Source organism: Aquihabitans sp. G128, assembly GCF_019048865.1.
In the GTDB taxonomy this organism is placed as follows: Bacteria; Actinomycetota; Acidimicrobiia; order Acidimicrobiales; family Iamiaceae; genus Aquihabitans.
The window spans coordinates 2,109,121-2,132,087 of the sequence record NZ_CP077604.1 but is presented as its reverse complement, the minus strand read 5'-3'; the positions used below and the strand labels follow the sequence as shown (position 1 = coordinate 2,132,087).

Here is a 22,967-nt window from a genome sequence, read left to right as displayed (position 1 = left end):
GGGCGGACCGTGCGGAGCCCCCCAGCACCAGGGACGAGGCGACGAGGTCGTCCGTCCCTGCGAAGGCGCCGGCCGTCAGGCCGTCGATCGACTTCGAGAAACGGAGCGAGGCGCAGCCGAGCGAGTGACGAGAAGCGCCAGCTAGTCGGTGATCGCCTTGATCTTGCCGGCGATCTCGGCGGCGACGGGGTCGGGGGAGGCGGACTGCATGGCCATGAGCTTGGTCATGTCGCCCTGGACCTTGATCTTGCCGGCCATGAACGCCTGCATCCCGGCCTGCGGGTTGCCCTCGACGAGGATCGCCTTGGCGGTCTCGTACTCGAGGGTGACGGTGAGGTCCGGGGCGTCGATGTGGCCCAGGTCCATGTCGACGTCGCCGCTGGTGGTGTCCATGTGGGCGTCGATCGGGGCGTCGGAGACGTCGGCCGGCACGTCGGTGATGACGAGGTTCATGCGCATCTGGTGCGGCGGGGCACCGCCCTTGCCCTCGTACTCGGCGCGGATGTTCTTCGCCTGGTCGAGCCACTCGTCGCTCAAGAACTTCGACACGGGTTCCTCCTCGGGAACGGTTGTGCGGTGCGGCCCCCTGCAGGGCCGGCCGGACCCTAGTGGAGGCCCACCGCCGGCGACGCCGATCCTGCACCGATCGGTGACGACGTGACCAGGTTCACCCCGGGCCCCGGCGGGGTCGGGGCGCTAGGCGGGGATGGGCTCGGGATCGAGGCGCACGGCCAGGACCCGGCGGGCGATCTGCTCGTCGGAGGCGAGCGAGCAGACGACCCAGCGACCGACGAACGCGGCCAGCTCGTCGACCGGCAGCGGCATGCGGCCGGTGCGGTGGAAGTGGCCGTAGTAGCCCACCGTCCCCACCACGCCGAAGGCCAGCAGGTCGGCGGGCTCGTCGCGGATGGAGCCGTCGGCGATGCCGACCTCGATCAGCGCTGCGACGTCGCCCCGGTGGACCTCGGTGCCCTTGGTGCGCTCGTCGGCGAAGGCCTTGTCCATGTTCTCGACCTCGAGGAGGGCGAAGAAGTTGGCGTAGCTGGCCATGTAGCGCACCGACGCCTCGGCGCCCTGGCGGATCTGCAGCAGGGGCTCGGCGGTGGGGTCGATGGCCTGGGCCTGGGCCCGGCGCAGGCGGAGGCGGTTCTGCTCGACGAGCTCGCGGAACAGGGCCTCCTTGTTCTCGAAGTACCAGTAGAAGAGGCCCTTGGCCACGCCGGCGGCCTTGACGATGTCGAGGATGCGGGTCTCGGCGTAGCCCCGCTCGGCGAAGAGCTCCGCCGCGTGGTCGAGGAGCTGGTCCTTGCGCTCCTGGCCCTGGGCGGTGAGCCGCCGGTCGTCGCTCATGGTGGCGCCAGTGGATCACCCGGTTGACCCACGGGTCAAGGGCGAGCGCCGGGGTGGCGGGCGGCAGGTCCGCCCGTGTGGTTGTGTGTCGGCAGCGTGCCGGCGACGAGCTGGCGCACCGTCGTCGCCCGCCCGGCCCACCTGGAGCACCCATGACCGATCCGCTGCCCGCAGACCTCATCCCCGGCGCCGAGCCGTGGTCGCACGCCGGCGGGCCGGCCGGTGCGCTGGTGCTGCACGGCTTCACCGGCAACCCGGGGTCCATGCGGGGCCTGGCCGAGGCGCTGGCCGCCGCCGGGTTCACCGTCGAGCTGCCGCTGCTGCCGGGCCACGGCACCAAGGTCGAGGACATGATCCCCACCGGCTTCCCCGACTGGCTGGCCGCAGCCGAGGCCGCCTACCAGTCGCTCGCCGCCCGCTGCGAGCAGGTGGTGGTGGTCGGCCTGTCGATGGGCGGCGCCCTCACCGCGTGGCTCGGGTCGGAGCACCCGGAGATCGCCGGCCTGGTCTGCATCAACGCCGTGGTCTCGGTGCCCGAGGGCATGCGCGAGGCCGTCACCGAGGTGCTGGCCTCCGGCGCCGACCGCTTCGCCGGGATCGGGTCCGACATCGCGGCGCCCGGCGTGGTCGAGTCGGCCTACGCCGAGACGCCGCTCGCCCCGCTGCTCACCATGTTCGACGCTGCCGACAACCTGGGCGACCGGCTGAGCCGCATCACCTCCCCGCTGCTGGTGGTCACCAGCACGCAGGACCACGTGGTGCCGCCGGAGAACTCCGACCTGCTCGCCGAGCAGGCGTCGGGCCCGGTGGAGCGGCTGCGCTGCGAGCGCAGCTTCCACGTCGTGACCATGGACCACGACAAGGACCTGGTGGCCGCCGCCACCGTCGACTTCGCCACCAAGGTCACCGCCGGAGCCGGTCAGTAGCAGCCCTCCACCAGCTCCACGGCGTCGGCCTGGCCGGCGCGGTAGCTGGTGACGACGCCCTTGGTGGTCTCGAAGATCAGCTCGGAGCCCTTGGCCGACGCGCTGGTCACCACCACGTCGTTGGTGGGCACCTCCGGGCTGGAGTACTTGCCGGCCCGCACGACGGCCTTCGGGTACAGCCGCTGCAGCTCGGCCTCGGTCGTGCCCAGGCCGGCGCCCGAGATGGTGAGCACCTTCGAGCCCTCGCGCACCTCCACCCGCACGACGTCGTCGCCCTGGGTCATGAAGGCCACGCCGGTGGGCACGGCGGGGCCGCCCTTGGCCGCGGTGACGGTGAGGTAGCTGCACGTGGAGCCGGCCTCGGGTGCGGTGCGGTCGACCAGCTGGCCGGTGGCGTCCTGGAGCTCCTGCACGCTGAGCGGCAGGGCCAGGTCGCCGATGCCGCGCACGCCCACCCGGGACGCCTCGGTGAGCGGCGCGGTGGTGGGCACCGGCTCGGTGGTCGTGGTGGTGCTGGTGGGCGGGGCGACGTCGACCGTGGTGGTCGGGGTGCTCGTCGTCGCCGGCGTGGAGGTGCCGGGCACGGCCGTGCTGCTGGGGCCGAACGTGGGCGTCGACGTGGTGGCGAACGTGGCCGGCGAGTCGGTGGAGCTGACCTCGGAGCGGCCGGTGTCGCGCGTGGCCAGGGCGGTCACGCCGGCACCGAGCAGCACGGCGAGCACCGCGGCGGCGCCGAGCAGCGCCCGCCGCTGCCAGGCGCCGGGCGCCGGCGGGCCGGCGGCCAGCTTGCGCTCGACGTCGGCGTAGCTGCCCTGGGGCTCGATCGAGTCGGCCCGGCGCCGGAGCAGCGCCCGGATGTCGTCGTCGGGATCGGGGGTCATGCGGGGATCTCCTTGCGCAGGGCCTTGAGGCCCCGGTGGACCAGGGTGCGGACCGTGGCCGGGCGGCAGCCGAGCACGTCGGCGATCTCGTCCTCGGGCAGGTCTTCGTAGAAGCGGAGCACGATGGCGGCCCGCTGGCGGTCGGGGAGGGTGGCGAGGATGTCGCCCATCTCGTCGCTGACCAGCTCGGGGTCGGGGACCGCCTCGAGCCGGCGCCGGTGGTGGTCGCGCTCGCGGACCTTGCGACGCCCCCACGAGTGGCAGGTGTTCACCACCGCGGTGCGCAGGTAGGCCTTGGGGTGGTCGATGCCCCGGTCCCACTGGCCGTGGACCTTCACGAAGGCGTCCTGCACCAGCTCCTCGGCGGCCGCCTGGTCGCTCGTGAGCAGGTAGGCCAGCCGCACCATGGGCGCGTAGCGGTCCCGGTACAGCTCGATGAAGCCCAGCGAGGTGCGCGGCACCCGCCCGCGTCCGGGGCCCGTCATGCGGTGCGGCCCCGAGGGCTGGTGGTGGGCGGACATCTCCGGCACAGACGCCCGGGACGGCCCGGCCGTTGCACGCCCCTCACGCCCGGGTCACGAGGTGGCGAGCAGCGTGTCCTGCGAGAACACGATGCGCGACCACAGCGCGGGGTTGCCGACCTCGAAGGTGGCCACCAGCTTGCGGCCGTCGCGGCTGATGTGCGGCTTGCGCAGCAGGGTCTTCCAGGGCTGGCCGCTGACGGTGCTGTCGCCGTCGTCGACGACGGCCTGCAACCGGTCGACGTTCGCCTTGGCGGCGTCGACGGTGCCGTGGAGCAGGACCACCACGAGCTGGCGCTTGCCGCCCCGGAGGGCGGCACCCGTGGCGAAGGCGATGTAGGGCTCGAGGGCGGGCGCGCCGCGGTCGGCGTCACCGGGGCGCTGCCGTCCGCCGCCGGTGGGCGGCTCGCCGGAGAGGAAGGCGCTGTGGACCTCGGCGCGGTCCAGGCTCTTGGCCAGGGAGGCCAGCTCGTCGTCCTCGGCCAGGGAGATGTGGTCGTCGGCGACGGTCTCCACCACCTGCTCCATGGGCGCGTCGGCGCGGGTGTAGGCGAGGACGCCGTCGGCGGGCAGGGCCACCCGGCCGGCCTGGCCCCGCAAGGGCCCGATGGGGGTGTCGAGGTCGGTGTCGACCCGCATGTCGTCGAGCCAGGAGACCACCTCGACGCCGTCGACCTTCCGGCGCTCCGCCCCGTCGACGTCGGCCGCGAGGTCCAGCACGCGGTCGGTCCGGAACGAGCCGACCGCGACGTCGGTCTCGCTCGGCGGGCGGCCGGCGGTGACCTCGGCGGCGACGTCCCCGGGCTTGAAGCCCAGCCGCCCGTAGGTCTCCGACACCCGGTTCCCGGCGGCGATCGGGCCCGGAGCGACGCCCGTGCCGGTCTCGACGTCGTTGGTGAGCTTCAGGAGGCGCTCGAGCTGCTCGTCGCGGAGGTCCTTCGACGTGAGCGCGCGGAGCCCGGCCGCCTCGGTCGCCTTGGCGTAGAGGGAGACCACGACGTAGTCCCGGTTGGCCCTGACGTCGGGGACGAGCCGCAGCATCCCCTGCACCGAGCTGCTGCGATCGGCCGCCGACGGGGCGCCGTCGGAGTCGCTGCTGCAGCCCACCGCGACGGTGGCGGCCAGCGCCAGCCCGAGGGCGGCGGCGACCGCCCGGCGGCCGCGGCGGACGACGGGGTGGGGCTGGGGGTGGTGGGGAAGCGGCACGGGTGGGGCTCCGGGGCGGGGGCGACAGGGGCGCGAGGTCCGACGGCTGCGGGCCGCCGTGGGGTTCCCCGCCACGCCGGCGCCGACACCTTCGCCGATGGGACCCGCCGACGGCGAACGGGGTGGGGGCGGTCCGGGTGCGGGCCGTAGCATCGCTCCCCATGTCCACACGCATCACCAGCGACGACGTCGCCCACGTGGCCCAGCTGGCCCGCCTGGAGCTCGATCCGGCCCAGGTCGAGCTGTTCACCGGCCAGCTGGCCGCCATCCTCGAGCACGCCGAGGACGTCGAGGCACTGGACCTGGCCGACGTGGCGCCCACGTCGCACCCGTACCCGCTGGTCAACGTCCTGCGCCCGGACGAGGTCGGCGCCACCCTCCCCAACGCCGAGGCGCTCGCCGCCGCCCCCCAGGCCGAGGGCGGCCGCTTCCGTGTCCCCACCATCCTGGGGGAGGCCCCGTGAGCGCCGCCGAGGCGGGCTCCGCCGACACCGCCGTCCGCATCGCCGCTGCCGTCCGCGCCGGCGAGCGCTCCGCCGTCGACGTGCTCGAGGCCCACCTGGCCCGCATCGACGGCGGCGAGGCCGAGGTCCACGCGTTCAACACCGTCACGGTCGACGCCGCCCGCGCCGCCGCCGCCGCCATCGACGAGCGCGTCGCGGCCGGCGAGGACCCCGGCCCGCTGGCCGGCGTCCCCATCGCCATCAAGGACAACCTCTGCACCCGAGGCGTGGCCACCACCTGCTCGTCGAAGATCCTCGAGGGCTGGGTGCCGCCGTACGACGCCACCGTGGTCGAGCGGGTGTGGGCCTCCGGCGCCGTGCCGGTCGGCAAGACCAACCTCGACGAGTTCGCCATGGGGTCGAGCACCGAGAACTCCGCCTTCGGCCCCACCCGCAACCCGCGGGACCTGACCAAGGTCCCGGGCGGCTCCTCGGGCGGCTCCGCCGCCGCGGTGGCGGGCGGCTTCAGCGCCATCTCGCTGGGCTCGGACACCGGCGGCTCCATCCGCCAGCCGGCCGCCTTCTGCGGCGTGGTGGGCGTGAAGCCCACCTACGGGCTGGTCAGCCGCTACGGGCTGGTGGCCTTCGCGTCGTCGCTCGACCAGGTGGGCCCGTTCGCCACCACCGTCGCCGACGCCGCCCTGCTGCTGGAGGCCATCGCCGGCCACGACCCGGCCGATGCCACGTCCATCCCCCAGGAGGCCCCCAAGCTGGTCGAGCACCTCGACGACGGCGTGGCCGGCCTGCGGGTGGGCGTCGTCACCGAGCTCACCGGCGAGGGCATCAGCCCCGACGTGCTGGCCCGGGTCCGCGAGGCCGCCGACGCCCTGGCCGCGGCGGGCGCCACGGTCGAGGAGGTGTCGGTCCCGGCCGTCGCCTACGGCCTCTCCGCCTACTACCTGATCGCCCCCGCCGAGGCGTCCAGCAACCTGGCCCGGTTCGACGGCGTGCGCTACGGCCTGCGCGTCGACGCCCCCACCACCAACGAGATGATGGTGGCCTCGCGCACCGCCGGCTTCGGCGACGAGGTGAAGCGGCGCATCATGCTCGGCACCTACGCCCTCTCGGCCGGCTACTACGACGCCTTCTACGGCCAGGCCCAGAAGGTCCGGACCTTGATCTGCCGGGACTTCGACGCCGCCTACGAGCGCTTCGACGTGCTGCTGTCGCCCACCACGCCCACCACCGCGTTCGACCTGGGCGCGATCGCCGACCCGCTCACCATGTACCTCAACGACATCTGCACGATCCCCACCAACCTGGCCGGCCACCCCGCCATGTCGGTGCCGTTCGGCACCGGCCAGGACGGCCTCCCCGTCGGCGTGCAGGTGCTGGCCCCCGCGCTCGGCGAGCAGGCCATGTTCCGCACTGCGGCGGCCCTCGAGGCCGCCGCCCCCCGCACGACCGGAGCCTCGAAGTGACCGACACCGTCCTCTCCGATCCCACCAACCCGGACGGCCGGGCGCCCACCGACTCGCTGGGCAACGCCATCACGGTCCCGGACTCCGACGACGTCACGGTCGTCACCGCCGCCGACGGCTCCCGCTGGGAGCTGGTCTGCGGCCTCGAGGTCCACGCCGAGCTGGCCACCGCCACCAAGATGTTCTCCGGCGCGCCCAACCACTTCGGCGACGACCCCAACACCAACGTCGACCCGGTCACCCTCGGCCTGCCCGGCACCCTGCCGGTGGTCAACCAGAAGGCGGTGGAGCTGGCGGTGCGCTTCGGCTGCGCGGTGGGCGGCCCGCAGTCGGTGCGCCGCTCGGTCTTCAGCCGGAAGAACTACTTCTATCCCGACATGCCGAAGAACTTCCAGATCTCGCAGTACGACCAGCCCATCGTGGTGGCCGGCGAGCTGGAGCTGCCGTCGGGCCACGTGGTGGGCATCGAGCGGGCCCACCTCGAGGAGGACACCGGCAAGTCCACCCACGTCGGCGGGGCCGGGCGCATCACCGGCGCCGACCACTCCCTCGTCGACTACAACCGCGCCGGCGTCCCGCTGCTCGAGATCGTCTCGCGGCCCCACGTCCGCAGCACCGAGCAGGCCCGCCAGTACGTGGCCGAGCTGCGCTCGATCCTGGTCGCCTGCGGCATCTCCGACGGCAAGATGGAGGAGGGGTCCATGCGGGTGGACGCCAACGTGTCGGTCCGCCGGGAAGGCTCCCAGGAGCTGCGCACCCGCTGCGAGATCAAGAACCTGAACTCGCTCCGCTCGCTGGGCCGGGCCATCGAGCACGAGGCCACCCGCCAGGCCGACCTGCACGCCGCCGGCCAGAAGGTGGTCCAGGAGACCCGCCACTGGGACGAGGCGCAGGGCGTCACCGGCACCATGCGCTCGAAGGAGGAGGCCGACGACTACCGGTACTTCCCCGAGCCCGACCTGGTGCCGGTCGACCCCTCGCCCGAGTGGATCGCCGAGATCGCCGCCGCCCTGCCGATGCTGCCCGCCGCCCGTCGGGCCCGCCTGGCCGAGGCCACCGGCGAGCCCCGCACCGCGGAGTCCGTCGTGGTCGTGGTCGACCGCGCCCAGGACGACCAGGCCATCTCGGCGTTGGCCCACCTGGCCCGGCTCGCGGAGGTCGGCGGTGATCCGTCTGCGGCGTCGACGCTGGCGGCGCTCGCCGACGACGACGTCGACGGGCTGTCAGGCCCCGATGCCGGCGCCCGCGCTGCGGCCGCTCCCGACGCCGCCAAGGCCCGCGTGCTCGTGCACGTCACCCAGAACCTGGCCGGCGAGGGCGGCGCCGACCTGGCGCCGGTGCGCCTCGCCGAGCTGGTGGCCCTGGAGGTCGCCGGCGAGCTCACCGCCACCCAGGCCAAGCAGGTGCTGGCCGAGCTGGTGGCCGACCCGGAGGCCACCGCCGCCGGCGTGGCCGCCGCCAAGGGCTTCGAGGCCATGGACACCGGTGCCCTGGAGGCCGCCGTCGACGCGGCCATCGCCGGCAACCCCGCAGAGTGGGAGCAGTACCGCACCGGCGACCCCAAGGTCCGCGGCAAGCTCACCGGCTTCTTCGTCGGCCAGATCATGAAGGCCACCAAGGGCCAGGCCGACGGCAAGGCCGCCACCGCCCTCCTCACCCAGAAGGCCACCGACTAGCCCGCCCCCACCCACCCACCCGAACTTGTGGGCGGAGGCCGCCGAAAACGGCGGTGTGGGCCCACAAGTTCGCAGCGGGACGGCCGACCGACCGGAACTTGTGGGCGGAGGCCGCCGAAAACGGCGGTGTGGGCCCACAAGTTCGCAGGGGGACGGCCGACCGGCCGGAGGGCCGGCGGTCAGCGGCGGCGGCGGGGCAGGAGGCGGCGGCGGGGTGGGGGCTCGGCGGTCGCTCGCTCAGCGGCGGGCTCGTCGGTGGCGGGGTGGTCGGCGTGCCACTGGGCCACGGCCTTGTCGACGTCGAACGGGGGGACGTACACCTCGGGGCCGGCCAGGGGGATGCGCACCGCCGCCACCAGGCGGACGTTGACCTCGTCGAGGATCCGACGGGCCTCCTGGGCGGTCCGGGCGTGGCGGGCCTGCTCCCGGGCCTCGAGGGCGTCGCGGCGCAGGGCGAGCGACGGGGGGAGGAAGGCGAAGCCCTCGCGGCGCAGCTTCTGGCGGACCCAGCGCAGCTCGTCGTTGGGCTCGTCGAGGTCGGCGATGGGTCGGCCCGCACCCTCGAGCTCGTCGAACTCGCCGCGCTCCATGGACTCCCGGATCTGCTTCTCGACCCAGGTCTCGCAGTTGGTGCCGGGGGGTCGGCGGGCGGTCACGGCGGCTCCTCGCCGGCGGCGCCGGCTGCTCGGCGGCCCCGCCTTCCGGGACCGTTCCGGTGCGCCCAACCTACGGGCACGTGACGGAAATCACTTCCGAGAACGCTTGGTTTCGGAACTAAGCGGTGTTGTAATGCCCTGCAGCCTCCGGGGGACCGGCACGGCGGCTCCGCCAGGGCGAACGCACCACGACACGAGGACGAGATGGACACCAAGACCGCACACGAACGCCGGTGGATCGGGCTGGGGGTGCTCTGCCTGAGCCTCCTGGTGGTCGGCCTCGACAACACCATCCTCAGCGTGGCCATCCCGAAGCTGTCCGAGGACCTCGGCGCCACCACCAGCCAGCTGCAGTGGATCGTCGACGGCTACACGCTCGTCTTCGCCGGGCTGCTGCTCACCACCGGCGCCCTCGGCGACCGCTTCGGGCGCCGCTCGGCCCTGTCGATCGGCCTCGGCATCTTCGTGGCCGGCTCGGTCGCCTCCGCCTTCGCCGGCTCGGCCGGGATGCTCATCGCCACCCGGTCGCTGATGGGCGTCGGCGGCGCGCTGATCATGCCCGCCACCCTGTCCCTGCTGACCAACCTCTTCACCGAGCCCAAGGAGCGGGCCAAGGCCATCGGCATCTGGGCCGGCGTCTCCGGCATCGGCGTGGCCATCGGCCCCATGCTCGGCGGCTGGCTGCTCGAGCACTTCAGCTGGGGCTCGGTCTTCCTCATCAACGTGCCGGTGGTGGCCATCGCCCTGCCGGCCGGCTACTTCCTCCTCCCGAACTCCAAGGCCGAGAACAGCCCGAAGCTCGACCCCCTCGGCGCCGTGCTCTCCATCGTCGGCCTCGTCTCGCTGGTGTGGGCCATCATCGAGGCGCCCGCCAAGGGCTGGGGCTCCACCCCCGTGCTGGGCGCCTTCGCCCTCGGGTTCGTGGCCATGGCCGTCTTCATCTGGTGGCAGATGACCACCGACCACCCCATGCTCGACGTGCGGTTCTTCAAGAACCCCCGCTTCAGCGCCGCCAACCTGGCCATCACCCTGGCGTTCTTCGCCATGGTCGGCTCGATGTTCGTCATCACCCAGTTCATGCAGTTCGTGCTCGGCTTCTCGCCGCTGCAGGCCGGGCTGCGCTCGGTCCCGCTGGCCCTCTGCCTCATGCTGGTGGCCCCGCAGTCGAGCAGGCTGGTCGAGAAGGTGGGCACCAAGCTGGTGGTCGCCGGCGGGCTGGCCACCGTGGCCGCCGGCCTGTTCGTGGCCTCCACCTGCACCCCGGAGCTGGGCTACGGCCGGGTCCTCCCGTCGCAGCTCCTCCTCGGCATCGGCATCGCCCTGGCCATGGCCCCGGCCACCGAGTCGGTCATGGGCTCGCTGCCCAAGGAGAAGGCCGGCGTCGGCTCCGCGATGAACGACACCACCCGCCAGGTCGGCGGCGCCCTCGGCGTGGCCATCATCGGCAGCGTGTTCTCGTCCCGCTACGCCCCGCTGATCGACACCAAGCTGGGCGGCCTCGGCCTGCCCACCCAGGCGCTCGACACCGCCCGGGACTCCATCGGCGGCGCCCTCGCCATCGCCGACGAGGCCCGCAAGGCCAGCCCCGCCGCCGGCGACCAGATCGCCAACGCCGCCCGTGACGCCTTCGCCGCCTCCGTGGGCCGTGGGCTGCTGGTCTCGGCCGCCATCGCCCTCGTCGGCGCCATCATCGCCCTGGTCTTCCTGCCCGCCCGGGCGGTCGACCCGCAGGTCGAGGCCGTCGAGGTCGACGAGTCGGACCTGGTGACGGCGCTGGCCTCCACCCCGCTCGTGGGCGGGGCCGAGGCGTCGTTGATCCGCCAGGACGCCGAGGACGACGTCGACGCCGGCGGCGGCGACCACCGCGGCGGCAGCCCGAGCTTCGACCCCGCACCGGTGTCGTGAGCCCCAGCCGCACCGCGGACCCCGCCATCGACGACACTCGGAGCGTGCAGACGGCCGAGGGTGCAGGCGACGGCGGGGCCTCCGGCGACGACGCCGCCCCCCGCCGGCCCGGCCGTCCCCGCGACGCCCGGGCCGACGAGGCCATCGTCAACGCGGTGCTGGAGCTGCTGGTGGAGGTCGGCTTCGGCGGCCTCACGGTCGACGCCGTGGCCCACCGGGCCGGCGTGGGCAAGGCCACCATCTACCGCCGCTGGAACGGCAAGGAGCAGCTCGTGCTGGACGCGCTGTCCACCGAGCGCCAGAACCTGGCCGTGCCCGACACCGGCTCGGTCCGCCAGGACCTGTGGGCGATGTACGAGCCCATGACCGGCCCCGTCGCCCAGCAGGCCACCGTCCGGCTGCTTCCCGCGCTGGCCGCCGAGGCGGCGGTCAACCCGGACCTGGCCGAGCAGCTCCAGGCCTTCGTCTCCGACAGCCGGGCCCGGGCCCGCACCGTGCTCCGTCGGGGCCAGGAGCGTGGCGAGGTGCGCGCCGATGCGGACCTGGAGCTGTGCATCGACCTGCTGACCGGCTCGCTGATCTACCGGATGGTGTTCCGTGGCGCGGCGGTCGACGCCGCCACCGTGCGGGCGGCGATCGACCTGGTCCTCGGTTCGGTCGGCCCCGCCTCGGCCTGACGGCGACCGAACTCCCGCCGGTCGCCGCCGCCCCGGCTGCTACACCGGCCCGATGGACCTGGAGATCGTGGTGCCGGCGGACGACGACTTCCCCGCGGCGATCCGTCCGGTGCTCAACGCCTTCGGCCGGCCGCGCCCCACCGCCGACGAGCTGGCCGACGAGCGGCTCCACCACGACGACTACCGGCTGCTCGCGGCACGGGTCGACGGCGAGTGGGTGGGTGACGTCGCCGACTACCCGTTCGAGCTCACGCTGCCGGGCGGGGCGGCGGTGCCGGCGGCGGGGGTGACCATGGTGGGCGTCCTGCCGACCCACCGGCGCCAGGGCGTGACCTCGCAGCTGATGGCTCGCCTGTTCGACGACGCCATCGACCGGGGCGAGCCGGTGGCGGTGCTGCTCGCCTCGGAGTCCTCGATCTACGGCCGCTTCGGCTACGGCGTGGCCACCCAGATCGTCACCGCGCTGCTCGACACCGACCGCTCGGCCTTCCTGGTGCCGCCTCGGTGCGGCGGCCGGGTGCGGATCGAGGACGATGCGGTGGTCGCCTCGGCCGTCGCCGAGCAGGTGTGGGCCCGGCACCTGGCTTGGCGCCCCGGCACGCTCACCCGCCGCCCGTGGACCTGGGAGGTGCTGCGGCGCGACCGGGAGAGCTGGCGCGACGGCGCCAGCGCCTACTTCTGGGCCATCCACGAGGACGACGACGGCGTGGCCGACGGCGTCGCCGTCTACCGGTTCAAGGACGGCGCCGACCGGGGCCTGGCCCGGTGCGAGGTCCACGTGGCCGACCTCTTCGCGGTCGACGCCGAGGTCGAGGCCGCCCTGGTGCGCTACCTGTGCGACATCGACCTGGTGCACCAGGTGAAGCTCGAGCTGCGCCCGGTCGACGATCCGCTCCGCTGGCGGCTGGTCGACAACCGGCAGCTGGTCGTCGAGCGGCTCAACGACTGGCTGTGGGCGCGGGTGCTCGACGTGCCGGCCGCCTTCTCGGCCCGCCGCTACGCCACCGCCGATCGTTTGGTGGTGCAGGTCGACGACGCGTTCCGCCCGGCGAGCGGCGGCCGGTTCGGCATCGAGGGCGGGCCCGACGGCGCCTCCTGCGTGGCCACCACCGACGCCGCCGACCTCACCCTCGGCGCCGACGCCCTCGGGTCGTTGCTGCTGGGCACGATCGCGCCCTCGCTGCTCGCTGCGGCCGGGCGGGTGGCGGCCAGCCCCGCCGCGCTCGGGCGGGCCGACGCCTTCTTCGCCTCGTCCCCGGCGCCGTTCAGCAGCACCCGCTTCTGAGCGGCGGGCGCCCGGCAGCGGTGCCGTCGCGGATCAGGCGACGTCCGCGCGGGCCAGGCGCCGGGAGGCGTAGGCCAGCGCCAGGGCGCCCGCCAGCAGCGGCACCACGATGCCCACGCCGAGCGAGAAGTCGCCCAGCTTGAGGCTGACCCCGGACCGGTCGGCCAGGATCGAGCGCACGTACGAGCGCACCGCCAGCTTGGTGGCGGTCTCGCCGGCCGAGGCCACGAACCCCTCCCAGATGAGGATGTAGACGAGGCCCCAGGGCAGGGCCCGGCGGAAGCGGACGCCCGCGGTGACGAACAGGGCGGCGTAGGCGGCGATGGCCACCAGCCCCCCGAGCACCGCTCCGGCCAGCAGGCCGGGGTCGCTGTCGATGACGGTGGTGGCCACCACCACGGGCACGAGGATCAGCGGGACCGTGACGGTGACGGTGGCGGCCCACGCCGCCAGCACGTGCACCCACGCGGGCACGGGTCGCAGCCAGAGGTAGACGAGCGAGCTGTCGTCGACGAGGTCGCCGATGGTGGCGGCGCCGAACAGCAGCACGGCCACCGGGAACAGCGTGGCGATGTTGGCGTTCACGAAGTCGACGCCGTCGCCCAGGTGGTCGACGCTCGACGACGACCGCACGATGAAGGCGGTGAGGACGCTGAGGAGCGCCAGGGCGGACACGGCGAGCAGCCGGCCCCGGGTGGCCACGCTGCGCACCAGGAGGCGGTACTCGGCGGCGAACACCTTGGCCAGGTCGGGCCCGCCCGGGCGGGCCGTGGTGGTGCCGGGAGGCGGCGCCGCGGGGAGGTGCCTCGAAGGCGGGCCGGCAGGGGGCGGGGGCAGGGCGGTCATCGTTGCACCAGGTAGCGGAAGACGCTGTCGAGGTCGTCGTCGAGGGGGCTGACCTCGAACAGGGTCGCGCCCACCTGCTGGGCGGCGGCGGCGATGGAGCGGCGGAAGGTCGGCGCATCGGTGGTGTCGGCCACCACGCCTGGCGGCCGGCCGGCCACCGCCGGCTCCAGCCGCACGGCCAGGACGCCGACGCTCGACACCAGCACGGTGGCCAGCTCGCGGGGCTTGTCGGTGCGCACCCGGATGCGGTGGGGCCGGTCGTCCATGAGGTCGCGGATGGCGCGGAAGTCCCCGGTGGCGGCCAGCCGGCCCTGGGCCACCACCAGCACGCGAGAGCCGAAGCGCTCCACCTCGTCGAGCACGTGGCTCGACACGAGCACGCACCGGCCCTGCTCGCCCAGCTGGCCGAAGAGGTCGATGAGGTGGTTGCGCTGGCGGGGGTCGAGGCCGGTGAGCGGCTCGTCGAGCAGCAGCACGGCGGGATCGGCCACCAGGGCCTGGGCCACCTTCACCCGCTGCTTCATGCCCTTGGAGTAGGTGGTGACCCGACGGGGCTCGTCGGGGTCGAGCTCGACGACCTCCAGGGCCCAGCGGGCGGCGGCGTCGGGGTCGGCCACGCCGTTGAGCACGCCGGCGAAGCGCACGAAGCGGAAGGCGTCGTAGGACTCGAAGACCGCCTCCTGCTGGGGGACGATGCCGATCCGGGATCGCACGGCGAGGTCGGTCCGGGGGTCGGCGCCGAGGATGCGCACCGTCCCGCGCCGGCGGCGTCAGCCCGCAGACCATGCGCAGCAGCGTCGACTTGCCGGCGCCGTTGGGGCCCAGCAGCGCGGTGACGCCCGGCCCGATCGAGAACGTCACGTCGGACACCGCGACGACGTCGCCGTACCACTTCGACGCCCCGTCGACCTCGATCATCGGCGCCGCCGGGGCGACCTCGGCGGCGCTCACCGCGTCACCGGCAGGCGGCGGAGCTGGTACCACGCCAGCCCGAATCCGCCGAAGGTCCAGGCGGCCCACGCCAGCCAGATGGTGGCGGAGGGGACCGACGGCATGGTGCCGCCGCCCTCGCCGTGGATGCGGGTGGCCAGCTCGACGGTGAGCAGGGTGACCGACCACGTGCGCACGCCGAGCGAACCGCCGGTGGAGGTGATCGAGCCGGTGATGGCGAGGGCCACCAGGAAGAGGAGGATGGTGGCGGCGGTGGCCACCGCCTTGCGGTCGGTGAGGCTGGCGATGCCCATGGTCACGCCGGTGTAGAGCGCGGTGACCACCAGGCCGGTGCCGACCACGCGGGCGGCGGTGAGCGCGATGTCGTCGGCGCCGTCGGGCCCCTGGCTCTGCAGGATGTTGGCGATCAGCATCAGCAGCGGGGGGCCGAGGCAGACGAGCGACACCACGAACGCCACGGCGATGCCCTTCGCCAGCAGGTACGTCTTCCGATCGAGCGGCGAGGCGAGGTACACGCCCAGCATGCCGCTGCGCCGGTCGGTGCAGAGGATCTCGGGGGCCACCAGGGCCACGAAGACCATGATGGCGGCGATGATGAACGTGTAGTAGTCGGCGTAGGTCGGCAGCACGACGTCGCGGATCTGGTCGGCCGGGATGAGGGCCACGATGCCCACGAACACGATGGCCGGCACGTAGGCGATGAGGATGGTGGCCGCCGGCAGGACCTTGGCCCAGATGGTGCGGCGGGCGCCGAGGGCGCGCTGCACGCTGTGCACCACCACCGAGCGGATCGCCCCGCGCTGGCCGGTGCGGACGCCGTCGTAGCGGCGGTAGCCCCGGTCGAGGATCTGGGCGTCGCCCGACCCGAAGGTGTCCGGCCCGCTCACCGCGGCGCTCCGGCGTCGTGGTCGGCGCCCAGCGGTGGAGCCGGGACGAGGGGCGGGGGCGGCGGGGGCAGCGAACCGGCGCGGCGGGGGTCGGCCGTGGGGTCGTCGCCGGCACCGAGGCCGAGGAAGACCTCCTCGAGCGAGACGGTGCGCCGTCCCAGCCGGCGGATGCCGGCGCCGCTGCGGGTGACGGCGTCGCGCACGGTGTCGAACAGCGCGTCGTCGCCGGTGATGACGTAGCCCCGACCCTCGATGCGGATCTCGGCGCCGGTGGCGTGCACGATCCCGAGGGCGGCGTCGATCACGTCCTGGGTGCCGTCGAGCTCGACGGCCAGGCCCTCGCCGGTGCCGCGGAGCACGTCCAGCGAGCCGCTGGCGGCGACCGCACCGGCGCTGAGGATCACCGCCGCGTCGCAGATGCGCTCGACCTCCTCGAGCAGGTGCGACGAGAGCAGCACGCTGATGCCGAACTCGTGGCCGATCCGGTGGATCAGCTCGAGCATGGCGTCGCGCTGCATGGGGTCGAGGCCGTCGGTGGGCTCGTCGAGCAGCACCAGCGCGGGATCGTGGGCCAGGGCCTGGGCCAGCTTCACCCGCTGGCGCTGGCCGGTGGACATGGTCCCCATCGGTCGGCCCCGCTCCTCGCCGAGGCCCACCTGCCAGAGCGCGTCGCTGGCCCGGTTGGTGGCCTCGCGGCGGGGAAGGCCGTGCACCTCGGCCACGTGGCGGACGAAGTCGACCGCCTTCACGTCCGGCGGCAGGAGGTGGTGCTCGGGGGAGTAGCCCACCCGGGCCCGCACGTCCGGGCCGGCGGTGCGCGGGTCGAGGCCGAAGACCTCGATGCGGCCCTCGTCGGGGGCCTGCAGCCCGAGGACCATCCCCAGCAGCGTGGTCTTGCCGGCGCCGTTGGCGCCCAGCAGGCCGGTCACCCCGGCCCCGATGGTGCAGGTGGCGCCGTCGAGGGCCAGGGTCGGGCCCCACCGCTTGACGACGTCTCGCACCTGGATCACCGGGGCGGCGTGAGCGGTCCCCGGTTCGGCCATGTCGGCAGCGTAGGAGCAGGGGGCGGCGCCGTCGTCGTCCCTCCGGCCGAGATCGCGCTCGGCCGGAGGGATGAGCCGACGGGGCCCTCAGGCCGGGGAGGCGTAGCCGAGCTCGGCGTCGGCGGCCTGCAGGTCCTTGTGGAAGCGCTTGTTCACCCACACCCGCTGGCCCAGGGCGTGGGTCTCGCCCCAGATGCCCTTCACCGGGCCGAGCTGGGTGGCGCGGGGGAGGCGGGCCTCGATGCCCTTGGGCTTGGTGGGCACGAGCTTCCCGGCGTTGAGCACCAGGATCGCCCGGTCGGTCACCACGAAGATGAAGTACTTGCCGGCGATGAGCACGATGAGGCTGCTCAGGGCGGCGAACCACGGGCTCGGGCCGGTCTGGCCCATGAACACGTGGCGCACCTGCTCTCCGGGCTCGAGGTAGGGCTGGGCTCGTTCGGCGAGCTTGTCGCGCAGGGCCATGGCGGTGTCCTCCGGGGGGGGTGGGCGGCCCGGTACGTCCGGGCCGGTTCGCCCCAGAGCTTGCCGCGCCGACGCCCCCCCGGGCGCGCCAACCCCCCTGGCAACGGGGTTGCCACCGTCGCCTTCGCTCTGGCAAGCTGCTCGGCGATGAAGACGCCGACCCGCCTCGTAGTACTCACGTAGCGCACGCCCTCTTCACCTCGCGTGCGCCCCCTCGACCTCCCAGCTGGGAGGTCGTCGCAGTTTTCGGGCCCGCGTCGCGTGCCCGACTCCGGCCCGGAAGCCTGGCGAGACGTCGGGACCGGCCAGACTGCTCCGGGCGCCGCGGACCGCACCACCCGCCACCCGCAAACCGCAGTACCGATCCCCTGGGGAACACCATGCAGCTCAACGGAGGACAGGCCCTCATCAAGGCCCTCGAGATGGAGGGCGTCGAGGTCATCTTCGGCCTGCCCGGCGGGGCGATCCTGCCGGTCTACGACCCGATCATCGACTCGCCCATCCGCCACATCCTCGTGCGCCACGAGCAGGGCGCCGGCCACATGGCCGAGGGCTACGCCCACGCCACCGGCAAGCCCGGCGTGGCCATGGTGACCAGCGGGCCCGGCGCCACCAACATCGTCACGCCCCTCGCCGACGCGTACATGGACTCCGTGCCCATGATCTGCATCACCGGCCAGGTGGCCACCTCGAGCATCGGCACCGACGCCTTCCAGGAAGCCGACATCACCGGCATCACGCAGTCGGTCACCAAGCACAACTTCCTGGTGACCGAGGCGGCCGACATCCCCCGCGTCATCCGCGAGGCGTTCCACATCGCCACCACCGGTCGCCCCGGCCCGGTGCTGGTCGACATCCCCAAGGACATCGTCGGCCCCACCAACCCCCGGTCGGCCATGGAGTGGTACTGGCCCACCGACGCCGAGGTCACCGCCGGGCTCCCGGGCTACCGGCCCAACACCACCGGCCACCCCCGCAAGATCAAGGAGGCGGCCGAGCTGATCCTGGCCGCCGAGCGGCCGGTCATCTACGCCGGCGGCGGCATCCTGAAGGCCCGTGCGGCCGAGGCGCTGCGCGAGCTCGCCGAGCTGGTGGAGATCCCCGTGGTCACCACCCTCATGGCCCGGGGCGCCTTCCCCGACGACCACCCGCTGTGCCTCGGCATGCCGGGCATGCACGGCAACTACACCGCCATCATGTCCATGCAGGAGTCGGACCTGCTGATCGCCCTGGGCTCGCGCTTCGACGACCGCGTCACCGGCAAGGTCCCCGACTTCGCGCCGCTGGCCAAGATCATCCACGTCGACATCGACCCCGCCGAGCTGGGCAAGGTCCGCCGGCCCGACGTGCCGATCGTGGGCGACGCCAACCTGGTCATCCAGGAGCTGGTGAAGACCATCAAGGCGCTCAAGGCCAAGGGCGACGAGCAGCCCGACCTGCAGCCGTGGCGCTCCACCCTGTCGGGCTGGCAGGAGAAGTTCCCGCTGGCCTACGAGCAGCCCGCCGAGGGCGACCTGCTCAAGCCGCAGATGGTGCTCGAGGCGCTGCGGGACTCCGCCCCGGAGGACTGCATCGTGGCCAGCGGCGTCGGCCAGCACCAGATGTGGACCAGCCAGTACTGGACCTTCCGCCACCCCTACACGTGGGTGAACTCCGGCGGGCTCGGCACCATGGGCTTCTCGGTCCCGGCCGCCATCGGCGCCAAGGTCGGCCGCCCGGACCGCATGGTCTGGGCCATCGACGGCGACGGCTGCTTCCAGATGACCGCCCAGGAGCTGGTCACCGCGGCGGCCGAGCGCATCCCGGTGAAGATCGCCATCCTCAACAACGCCTACCTCGGCATGGTCCGCCAGTGGCAGGAGATGTTCTACGAGGAGCGCTACTCCGAGGTGTACCTCTCGCCGGACCTGCCGGACTACGTGAAGTGGGCCGAGGCCATGGGCTGCGTGGCGTTCCGCGTCGAGCACCCCGACGACATCCAGCCCACCATCGACAAGGCCAACGCCATCGACGACCGCCCCGTGGTCATCGAGTTCCGCACCGACGCGTCGGAGAAGGTCTTCCCGATGGTCGCCGCCGGCCAGTCGAACTCGAACGTCCAGGTCCCGGACTTCCAGCGCACCCCGGCCCAGGCCGCCCAGAAGGAGACGCCGCAGTGACCCCGCCGCTGAGCACCGACCCCAAGCACCACACGCTGTCGGTCCTGGTGGAGAACAAGGCCGGCGTGCTGGCCCGGGTGGTCAACCTGTTCTCCCGTCGGGCCTACAACATCTACTCCCTGGCCGTGGCGCCCACCGACGACGAGCGCTTCAGCCGGCTCACCGTCGTGGTCGACGTCGAGTCGGCCCCGTTGGAGCAGATCGTCAAGCAGCTCCACAAGCTCATCAACGTGGTGAAGATCGTCGAGCACGACCCCCGCCACTCGATCGAGCGCGAGCTGCTGATCGCCACCGTGAAGGTCGCGGTCGCCGACCGCCACCAGGTGGCCGAGCTCACCCGCATCTTCGAGGGCCGCATCCTGGCGGTCAGCAACGACGCCCTCACCGTCTCGCTCGAGGGCCACCCGGCCAAGATCGACGACTTCGAGGAGCTGCTGCGCCCCTACGGCATCGCCGAGCTGCAGCGCACCGGCCGCGTCGCCCTCAACCAGCTCGAGCGGGAGTCCACCCGGCTCCACGCCGTCACCAGCGTCCGCGGCAAGGTCTCCTGACCTGCGGCTGACGCCGCCGGTCTGGCCCCGCCGGACCGCCACCACCTAGAAACCAACCCGAGATCGCCGACCGGCAGAGCGCCGACCGGCACCGAGCACGAGAGAAGAACGATGGCCACCGTCTATTACGAGAAGGACGCCGACCGCGCCAACATCGCGGACCGCAAGGTCGCGGTGCTGGGCTACGGCTCGCAGGGCCACGCCCACGCCCTGAACCTCAAGGAGTCGGGCATCGACGTGGTGGTGGGCCTGCGCGAGGGCTCGTCGTCGAAGGCCAAGGCCGAGGAGGCCGGGCTGACCGTGCTCACCAACGCCGAGGCCGCCAAGGTCGCCGACGTGATCATGATGCTGCTGCCCGACACCGAGATCGCCGCGGTGTACGAGGCCGACGTCGCCCCGAACCTGAACCCGGGCGACGCCCTGTTCTTCGCCCACGGCTTCAACGTGCGCTTCGGCTACGTGCAGGCCCCCGAGGGCATCGACGTCGCCCTCGCCGCCCCGAAGGGCCCCGGCCACCTCGTGCGCCGCACCTACACCGAGGGCGGCGGCGTGCCGTGCCTCATCGCCGTCGAGCAGGACGCCACCGGCAAGGCCCGCGACCTCGCCCTGGCCTATGCCGACGCCATCGGCGGCACCCGCGCCGGCGTCATCGAGACCACCTTCACCGAGGAGACCGAGACCGACCTGTTCGGCGAGCAGGCCGTGCTCTGCGGCGGCCTCACCGCCCTGGTCCAGGCCGGCTTCGAGACGCTGACCGAGGCCGGCTACCAGCCCGAGATGGCCTACTTCGAGTGCCTCCACGAGCTCAAGCTCATCGTCGACCTCATGTACGAAGAGGGCATCGCCGGCATGCGGTACTCGATCTCCACCACCGCCGAGTACGGCGACCTGGTGAGCGGGCCCCGCCTCATCACCCCGGCGGTCAAGGCCGAGATGAAGAACGTCCTCGACGACATCACCTCGGGCAAGTTCGCCGAGCAGTTCGTCAACGAGGTCAAGTCCGGCGGCGCCAACTTCGACGCCCTCCGCAAGGCCGGTGCCGAGCACCAGATCGAGACCGTCGGCAAGGAGCTCCGCGGCATGATGCCGTGGATCTCCGCCGGCAAGAAGTCCGTCACCGAGATCTCCGGCGGCGACTGACCCACCACCCCCGGCGCCGGCCCCACCGCCCGCCACCACCAGCGACACCGACACCGACACCGACGAAGTTGTCGCACTTCTGCACCGATGGCGGGCAGAAGTGCGACGACTCCTCGGGTTCTGGGCCCGGTGGGGTAAAAGCTGACTTGATCGGTCGGGTATTGGGTATATCCTCGGCGACCATGAGCAACGACGCCTGGGGTTTCGACACCCGCCAGATCCACGCCGGCCAGGAGCCCGACCCCGCCACCGGGGCGCGGGCGGTGCCGATCTACCAAACGACCTCGTACCAGTTCAAGAGCTCCGAGCACGCCGCCAACCTGTTCGCGCTGGGCGAGATCGGCAACATCTACACGCGGATCATGAACCCCACGCAGGGCGTGGTGGAGGCCCGGGTGGCGGCGCTCGAAGGGGCGACCGCCACCGCCGTGGGCCTGCCCGGCGCCCTGGCGGTGGCCTCGGGCCAGGCGGCCGAGACCCTGGCCATCCTCAACCTGGCCGAGGCCGGCAGCCACATCGTGGCCTCGGCGTCGCTCTACGGCGGCACCTACAACCTCTTCCACTACACGTTCCCGAAGATCGGGATCGAGGTCTCCTTCGTGGAGGACCCCGACGACCTCGACGCCTGGCGCGCCGCGGTGAGGCCCAACACCAAGGCCTTCTACGGCGAGAGCATCGGCAACCCGAAGAACGACTTCCTCGACATCGCCGGCATCTCGGCGGTGGCGCTCGAGGTGGGCGTCCCGCTGATCATCGACAACACCGTCGCCAGCCCGTGGCTCATCCGGCCCTTCGAGCACGGCGCCGACATCGTGGTGCACTCGGCGACCAAGTTCATCGGCGGCCACGGCACGTCCATCGGCGGCGTGATCGTCGACGGCGGCTCGTTCGACTTCTCCGCCAACGACAAGTTCCCCGGCTTCACCGAGCCCGACCCGAGCTACCACGGCCTGCAGTACTGGCCTGCCCTCGGCGCCGGCTCCTACATAATCAAGGCCCGGGTCCAGCTCCTGCGCGACATCGGTGCGGCCATCAGCCCGTTCAACTCGTTCCTGCTGCTGCAGGGCCTCGAGACCCTGAGCCTGCGGCTGGAGCGCCACAACCAGAACGCCCAGGCGGTGGCCGAGTACCTGGCCGCCCACCCGCAGGTGGAGGCGGTCAACTACGCCGGACTGCCCGACTCGCCCTGGCACGAGCGGGCCAAGGCCCTGACCGGCGGCCGCGGCTTCGGCTCGGTCCCGGCCTTCACCATCGCCGGCGGCCGCGAAGCCGGCGCCAAGTTCGTCGAGGGCCTCACCCTGCACAGCCACGTGGCCAACATCGGCGACGTGCGCAGCCTGGCCATCCACCCGGCGTCCACCACCCACAGCCAGCTCACCGAGGTGGAGCAGGCCGCCTCGGGCGTGACGGCGGGCCTGGTGCGCCTCTCGGTGGGCCTCGAGACCATCGACGACATCATCGAGGACCTCGAGAAGGGCTTCGCCGCCGCGAGGTGAACCGGAGGTAACCGATCGGGGCCCGGTGGGGTCCGAGTCGGTTCGGGCCCGTCGCCCGCCACCCACCCCCTCCCCCGGGTGGCGGCAGCGGCGGGCCCTCCCGCGTGCGGCCTCAGCCCTGCTTGATCTGCAGGTACTCCTTGCGGGCCCGGGTGTGGCCGTTGGCGCCGTGGCCCACCAGCCCGCCGGTGCGGACCTTCTTCACCGCGTCCTCCAGCTCGCCGAGGAGCCGCTCGAGCTCGTCCTCGGGCCCCGCCTGCTCGACGGCGTCGAGGGCCTTGTGGATGTCGTCGAAGTGGCGTCGGACCTGGCCGTACTCGTCGTCGAGCTTCTTGCGGGCGTCTTCGAGCGACTTGGCCATGGGTGCACCTCGTGGTCTTCGGGCCGGCACGGTCGCCGGCACCAGCCCGCATCATGGCGCA

At 73.1% G+C, this 22,967-nt stretch carries 23 protein-coding genes and 1 pseudogene; 11 read left to right on the top strand and 13 right to left on the bottom strand.

Going from position 1 to position 22,967, the window contains the following annotated elements; all coding sequences use genetic code 11:
- Nucleotides 1–141 precede the first annotated feature (141 nt).
- Entirely contained in the window at nt 142–549 is a 408-nt protein-coding gene (locus KSP35_RS10180; RefSeq protein WP_217001461.1) for an SCP2 sterol-binding domain-containing protein, read from the bottom strand.
- A 147-nt stretch (nt 550–696) separates the two neighbouring features.
- Nucleotides 697–1,350: a TetR/AcrR family transcriptional regulator gene (locus tag KSP35_RS10175; RefSeq protein WP_217001459.1), complete on the bottom strand. Its 654-nt coding sequence runs from the start codon at nt 1,348–1,350 to the stop codon at nt 697–699.
- 152 nt (nt 1,351–1,502) lie between these two features.
- Between KSP35_RS10175 and KSP35_RS10170 the strand changes: the two genes are divergently transcribed.
- Nucleotides 1,503–2,276 (top strand): carboxylesterase, encoded by a 774-nt coding sequence (locus KSP35_RS10170; protein ID WP_217001457.1) that lies wholly within the window; start codon nt 1,503–1,505, stop codon nt 2,274–2,276.
- Here KSP35_RS10170 and KSP35_RS10165 read toward each other — a convergent pair.
- The 3 genes from KSP35_RS10165 to KSP35_RS10155 all read right to left on the bottom strand — a co-directional run bounded on the left by KSP35_RS10165 (nt 2,270) and on the right by KSP35_RS10155 (nt 4,884).
- Nucleotides 2,270–3,157: a hypothetical protein gene (locus KSP35_RS10165; protein ID WP_217001456.1), complete on the bottom strand. Its 888-nt coding sequence runs from the start codon at nt 3,155–3,157 to the stop codon at nt 2,270–2,272. The two genes, KSP35_RS10170 and KSP35_RS10165, sit on opposite strands and share 7 nt — an antisense overlap.
- Complete coding sequence (locus KSP35_RS10160; protein WP_217001455.1) at nt 3,154–3,618, bottom strand: SigE family RNA polymerase sigma factor; 465 nt, start codon at nt 3,616–3,618, stop codon at nt 3,154–3,156. Before KSP35_RS10160 ends, KSP35_RS10165 begins: the two co-directional genes overlap by 4 nt.
- Nucleotides 3,619–3,732: 114 nt before the next feature.
- Nucleotides 3,733–4,884, bottom strand: a complete 1,152-nt coding sequence (locus tag KSP35_RS10155) for a hypothetical protein (protein ID WP_217001453.1) — start codon at nt 4,882–4,884, stop codon at nt 3,733–3,735.
- Nucleotides 4,885–5,045: 161 nt separating this feature from the next.
- Here KSP35_RS10155 and gatC point away from each other — a divergent pair, with 161 nt between their 5' ends.
- The 3 genes from gatC to gatB all read left to right on the top strand — a co-directional run bounded on the left by gatC (nt 5,046) and on the right by gatB (nt 8,484).
- Nucleotides 5,046–5,348, top strand: coding sequence for an Asp-tRNA(Asn)/Glu-tRNA(Gln) amidotransferase subunit GatC (gatC, locus tag KSP35_RS10150; protein ID WP_217001451.1), 303 nt, complete (start codon nt 5,046–5,048; stop codon nt 5,346–5,348).
- Nucleotides 5,345–6,808, top strand: coding sequence for an Asp-tRNA(Asn)/Glu-tRNA(Gln) amidotransferase subunit GatA (gatA, locus tag KSP35_RS10145; protein WP_217001449.1), 1,464 nt, complete (start codon nt 5,345–5,347; stop codon nt 6,806–6,808). The genes gatC and gatA overlap by 4 nt, the downstream gene beginning before the upstream one ends.
- A 68-nt stretch (nt 6,809–6,876) precedes the next feature.
- Nucleotides 6,877–8,484, top strand: coding sequence for an Asp-tRNA(Asn)/Glu-tRNA(Gln) amidotransferase subunit GatB (gene gatB, locus KSP35_RS10140; RefSeq protein ID WP_217002209.1), 1,608 nt, complete (start codon nt 6,877–6,879; stop codon nt 8,482–8,484).
- Nucleotides 8,485–8,663: 179 nt separating this feature from the next.
- On the opposite strand, the gene KSP35_RS25040 is transcribed toward gatB, so the two are convergent.
- Nucleotides 8,664–9,140, bottom strand: coding sequence for a DUF1992 domain-containing protein (locus KSP35_RS25040; RefSeq protein ID WP_217001448.1), 477 nt, complete (start codon nt 9,138–9,140; stop codon nt 8,664–8,666).
- Nucleotides 9,141–9,344: 204 nt separating this feature from the next.
- Between KSP35_RS25040 and KSP35_RS10130 the strand changes: the two genes are divergently transcribed.
- From KSP35_RS10130 to KSP35_RS10120, 3 genes are read left to right on the top strand one after another with little or no spacing between them, the layout of a single operon-like run.
- Nucleotides 9,345–11,045, top strand: a complete 1,701-nt coding sequence (locus tag KSP35_RS10130; RefSeq protein ID WP_217001446.1) for a DHA2 family efflux MFS transporter permease subunit — start codon at nt 9,345–9,347, stop codon at nt 11,043–11,045.
- Between the two features lie 44 nt (nt 11,046–11,089).
- The gene (locus KSP35_RS10125; RefSeq protein WP_217001444.1) at nt 11,090–11,722 is read left to right on the top strand and encodes a TetR/AcrR family transcriptional regulator; all 633 of its coding nucleotides are present in this window, start codon (nt 11,090–11,092) and stop codon (nt 11,720–11,722) included.
- A gap of 52 nt (nt 11,723–11,774) precedes the next feature.
- Nucleotides 11,775–13,007, top strand: coding sequence for a GNAT family N-acetyltransferase (locus tag KSP35_RS10120; protein WP_217001442.1), 1,233 nt, complete (start codon nt 11,775–11,777; stop codon nt 13,005–13,007).
- Between the two features lie 33 nt (nt 13,008–13,040).
- Here the strand turns inward: KSP35_RS10120 and KSP35_RS10115 are convergent, their stop codons facing one another.
- The 6 genes and pseudogenes from KSP35_RS10115 to KSP35_RS10090 all read right to left on the bottom strand — a co-directional run bounded on the left by KSP35_RS10115 (nt 13,041) and on the right by KSP35_RS10090 (nt 17,199).
- Complete coding sequence (locus KSP35_RS10115) at nt 13,041–13,853, bottom strand: hypothetical protein (RefSeq protein ID WP_217002336.1); 813 nt, start codon at nt 13,851–13,853, stop codon at nt 13,041–13,043.
- Nucleotides 13,850–14,377 carry a hypothetical protein gene (locus tag KSP35_RS25790; RefSeq protein WP_371748966.1) on the bottom strand — a complete coding sequence of 176 codons (528 nt, stop codon included), beginning with the start codon at nt 14,375–14,377 and terminating at the stop codon, nt 13,850–13,852. The genes KSP35_RS10115 and KSP35_RS25790 overlap by 4 nt, the downstream gene beginning before the upstream one ends.
- Nucleotides 14,366–14,771: pseudogene (locus tag KSP35_RS25785) on the bottom strand (ATP-binding cassette domain-containing protein); the annotation flags it as partial. The gene KSP35_RS25790 and the pseudogene KSP35_RS25785, both read right to left, overlap by 12 nt.
- A 29-nt stretch (nt 14,772–14,800) precedes the next feature.
- The gene (locus tag KSP35_RS10100; RefSeq protein ID WP_217001438.1) at nt 14,801–15,691 is read right to left on the bottom strand and encodes an ABC transporter permease; all 891 of its coding nucleotides are present in this window, start codon (nt 15,689–15,691) and stop codon (nt 14,801–14,803) included.
- On the bottom strand, nt 15,688–16,734 hold the full coding sequence (locus KSP35_RS10095) for an ABC transporter ATP-binding protein (RefSeq protein WP_217001436.1): 1,047 nt from the start codon (nt 16,732–16,734) through the stop codon (nt 15,688–15,690). The genes KSP35_RS10100 and KSP35_RS10095 overlap by 4 nt, the downstream gene beginning before the upstream one ends.
- An 87-nt stretch (nt 16,735–16,821) precedes the next feature.
- Nucleotides 16,822–17,199, bottom strand: coding sequence for a hypothetical protein (locus KSP35_RS10090; RefSeq protein WP_217001434.1), 378 nt, complete (start codon nt 17,197–17,199; stop codon nt 16,822–16,824).
- A 380-nt stretch (nt 17,200–17,579) separates the two neighbouring features.
- Between KSP35_RS10090 and KSP35_RS10085 the strand changes: the two genes are divergently transcribed.
- From KSP35_RS10085 to KSP35_RS10070, 4 genes are all read left to right on the top strand, one after another.
- Nucleotides 17,580–19,358 carry an acetolactate synthase large subunit gene (locus tag KSP35_RS10085; protein ID WP_217001432.1) on the top strand — a complete coding sequence of 593 codons (1,779 nt, stop codon included), beginning with the start codon at nt 17,580–17,582 and terminating at the stop codon, nt 19,356–19,358.
- On the top strand, nt 19,355–19,909 hold the full coding sequence (gene ilvN / locus KSP35_RS10080; RefSeq protein ID WP_254127084.1) for an acetolactate synthase small subunit: 555 nt from the start codon (nt 19,355–19,357) through the stop codon (nt 19,907–19,909). The genes KSP35_RS10085 and ilvN overlap by 4 nt, the downstream gene beginning before the upstream one ends.
- A gap of 111 nt (nt 19,910–20,020) precedes the next feature.
- On the top strand, nt 20,021–21,049 hold the full coding sequence (ilvC, locus tag KSP35_RS10075) for a ketol-acid reductoisomerase (protein ID WP_217001430.1): 1,029 nt from the start codon (nt 20,021–20,023) through the stop codon (nt 21,047–21,049).
- A 182-nt stretch (nt 21,050–21,231) separates the two neighbouring features.
- A complete protein-coding gene (locus KSP35_RS10070) occupies nt 21,232–22,545 on the top strand; it encodes a bifunctional o-acetylhomoserine/o-acetylserine sulfhydrylase (protein WP_217001428.1) in 1,314 nt (437 codons plus the stop codon).
- 112 nt (nt 22,546–22,657) lie between these two features.
- On the opposite strand, the gene KSP35_RS10065 is transcribed toward KSP35_RS10070, so the two are convergent.
- The gene (locus KSP35_RS10065) at nt 22,658–22,906 is read right to left on the bottom strand and encodes a hypothetical protein (protein WP_217001426.1); all 249 of its coding nucleotides are present in this window, start codon (nt 22,904–22,906) and stop codon (nt 22,658–22,660) included.
- Nucleotides 22,907–22,967: the final 61 nt, after the last annotated feature.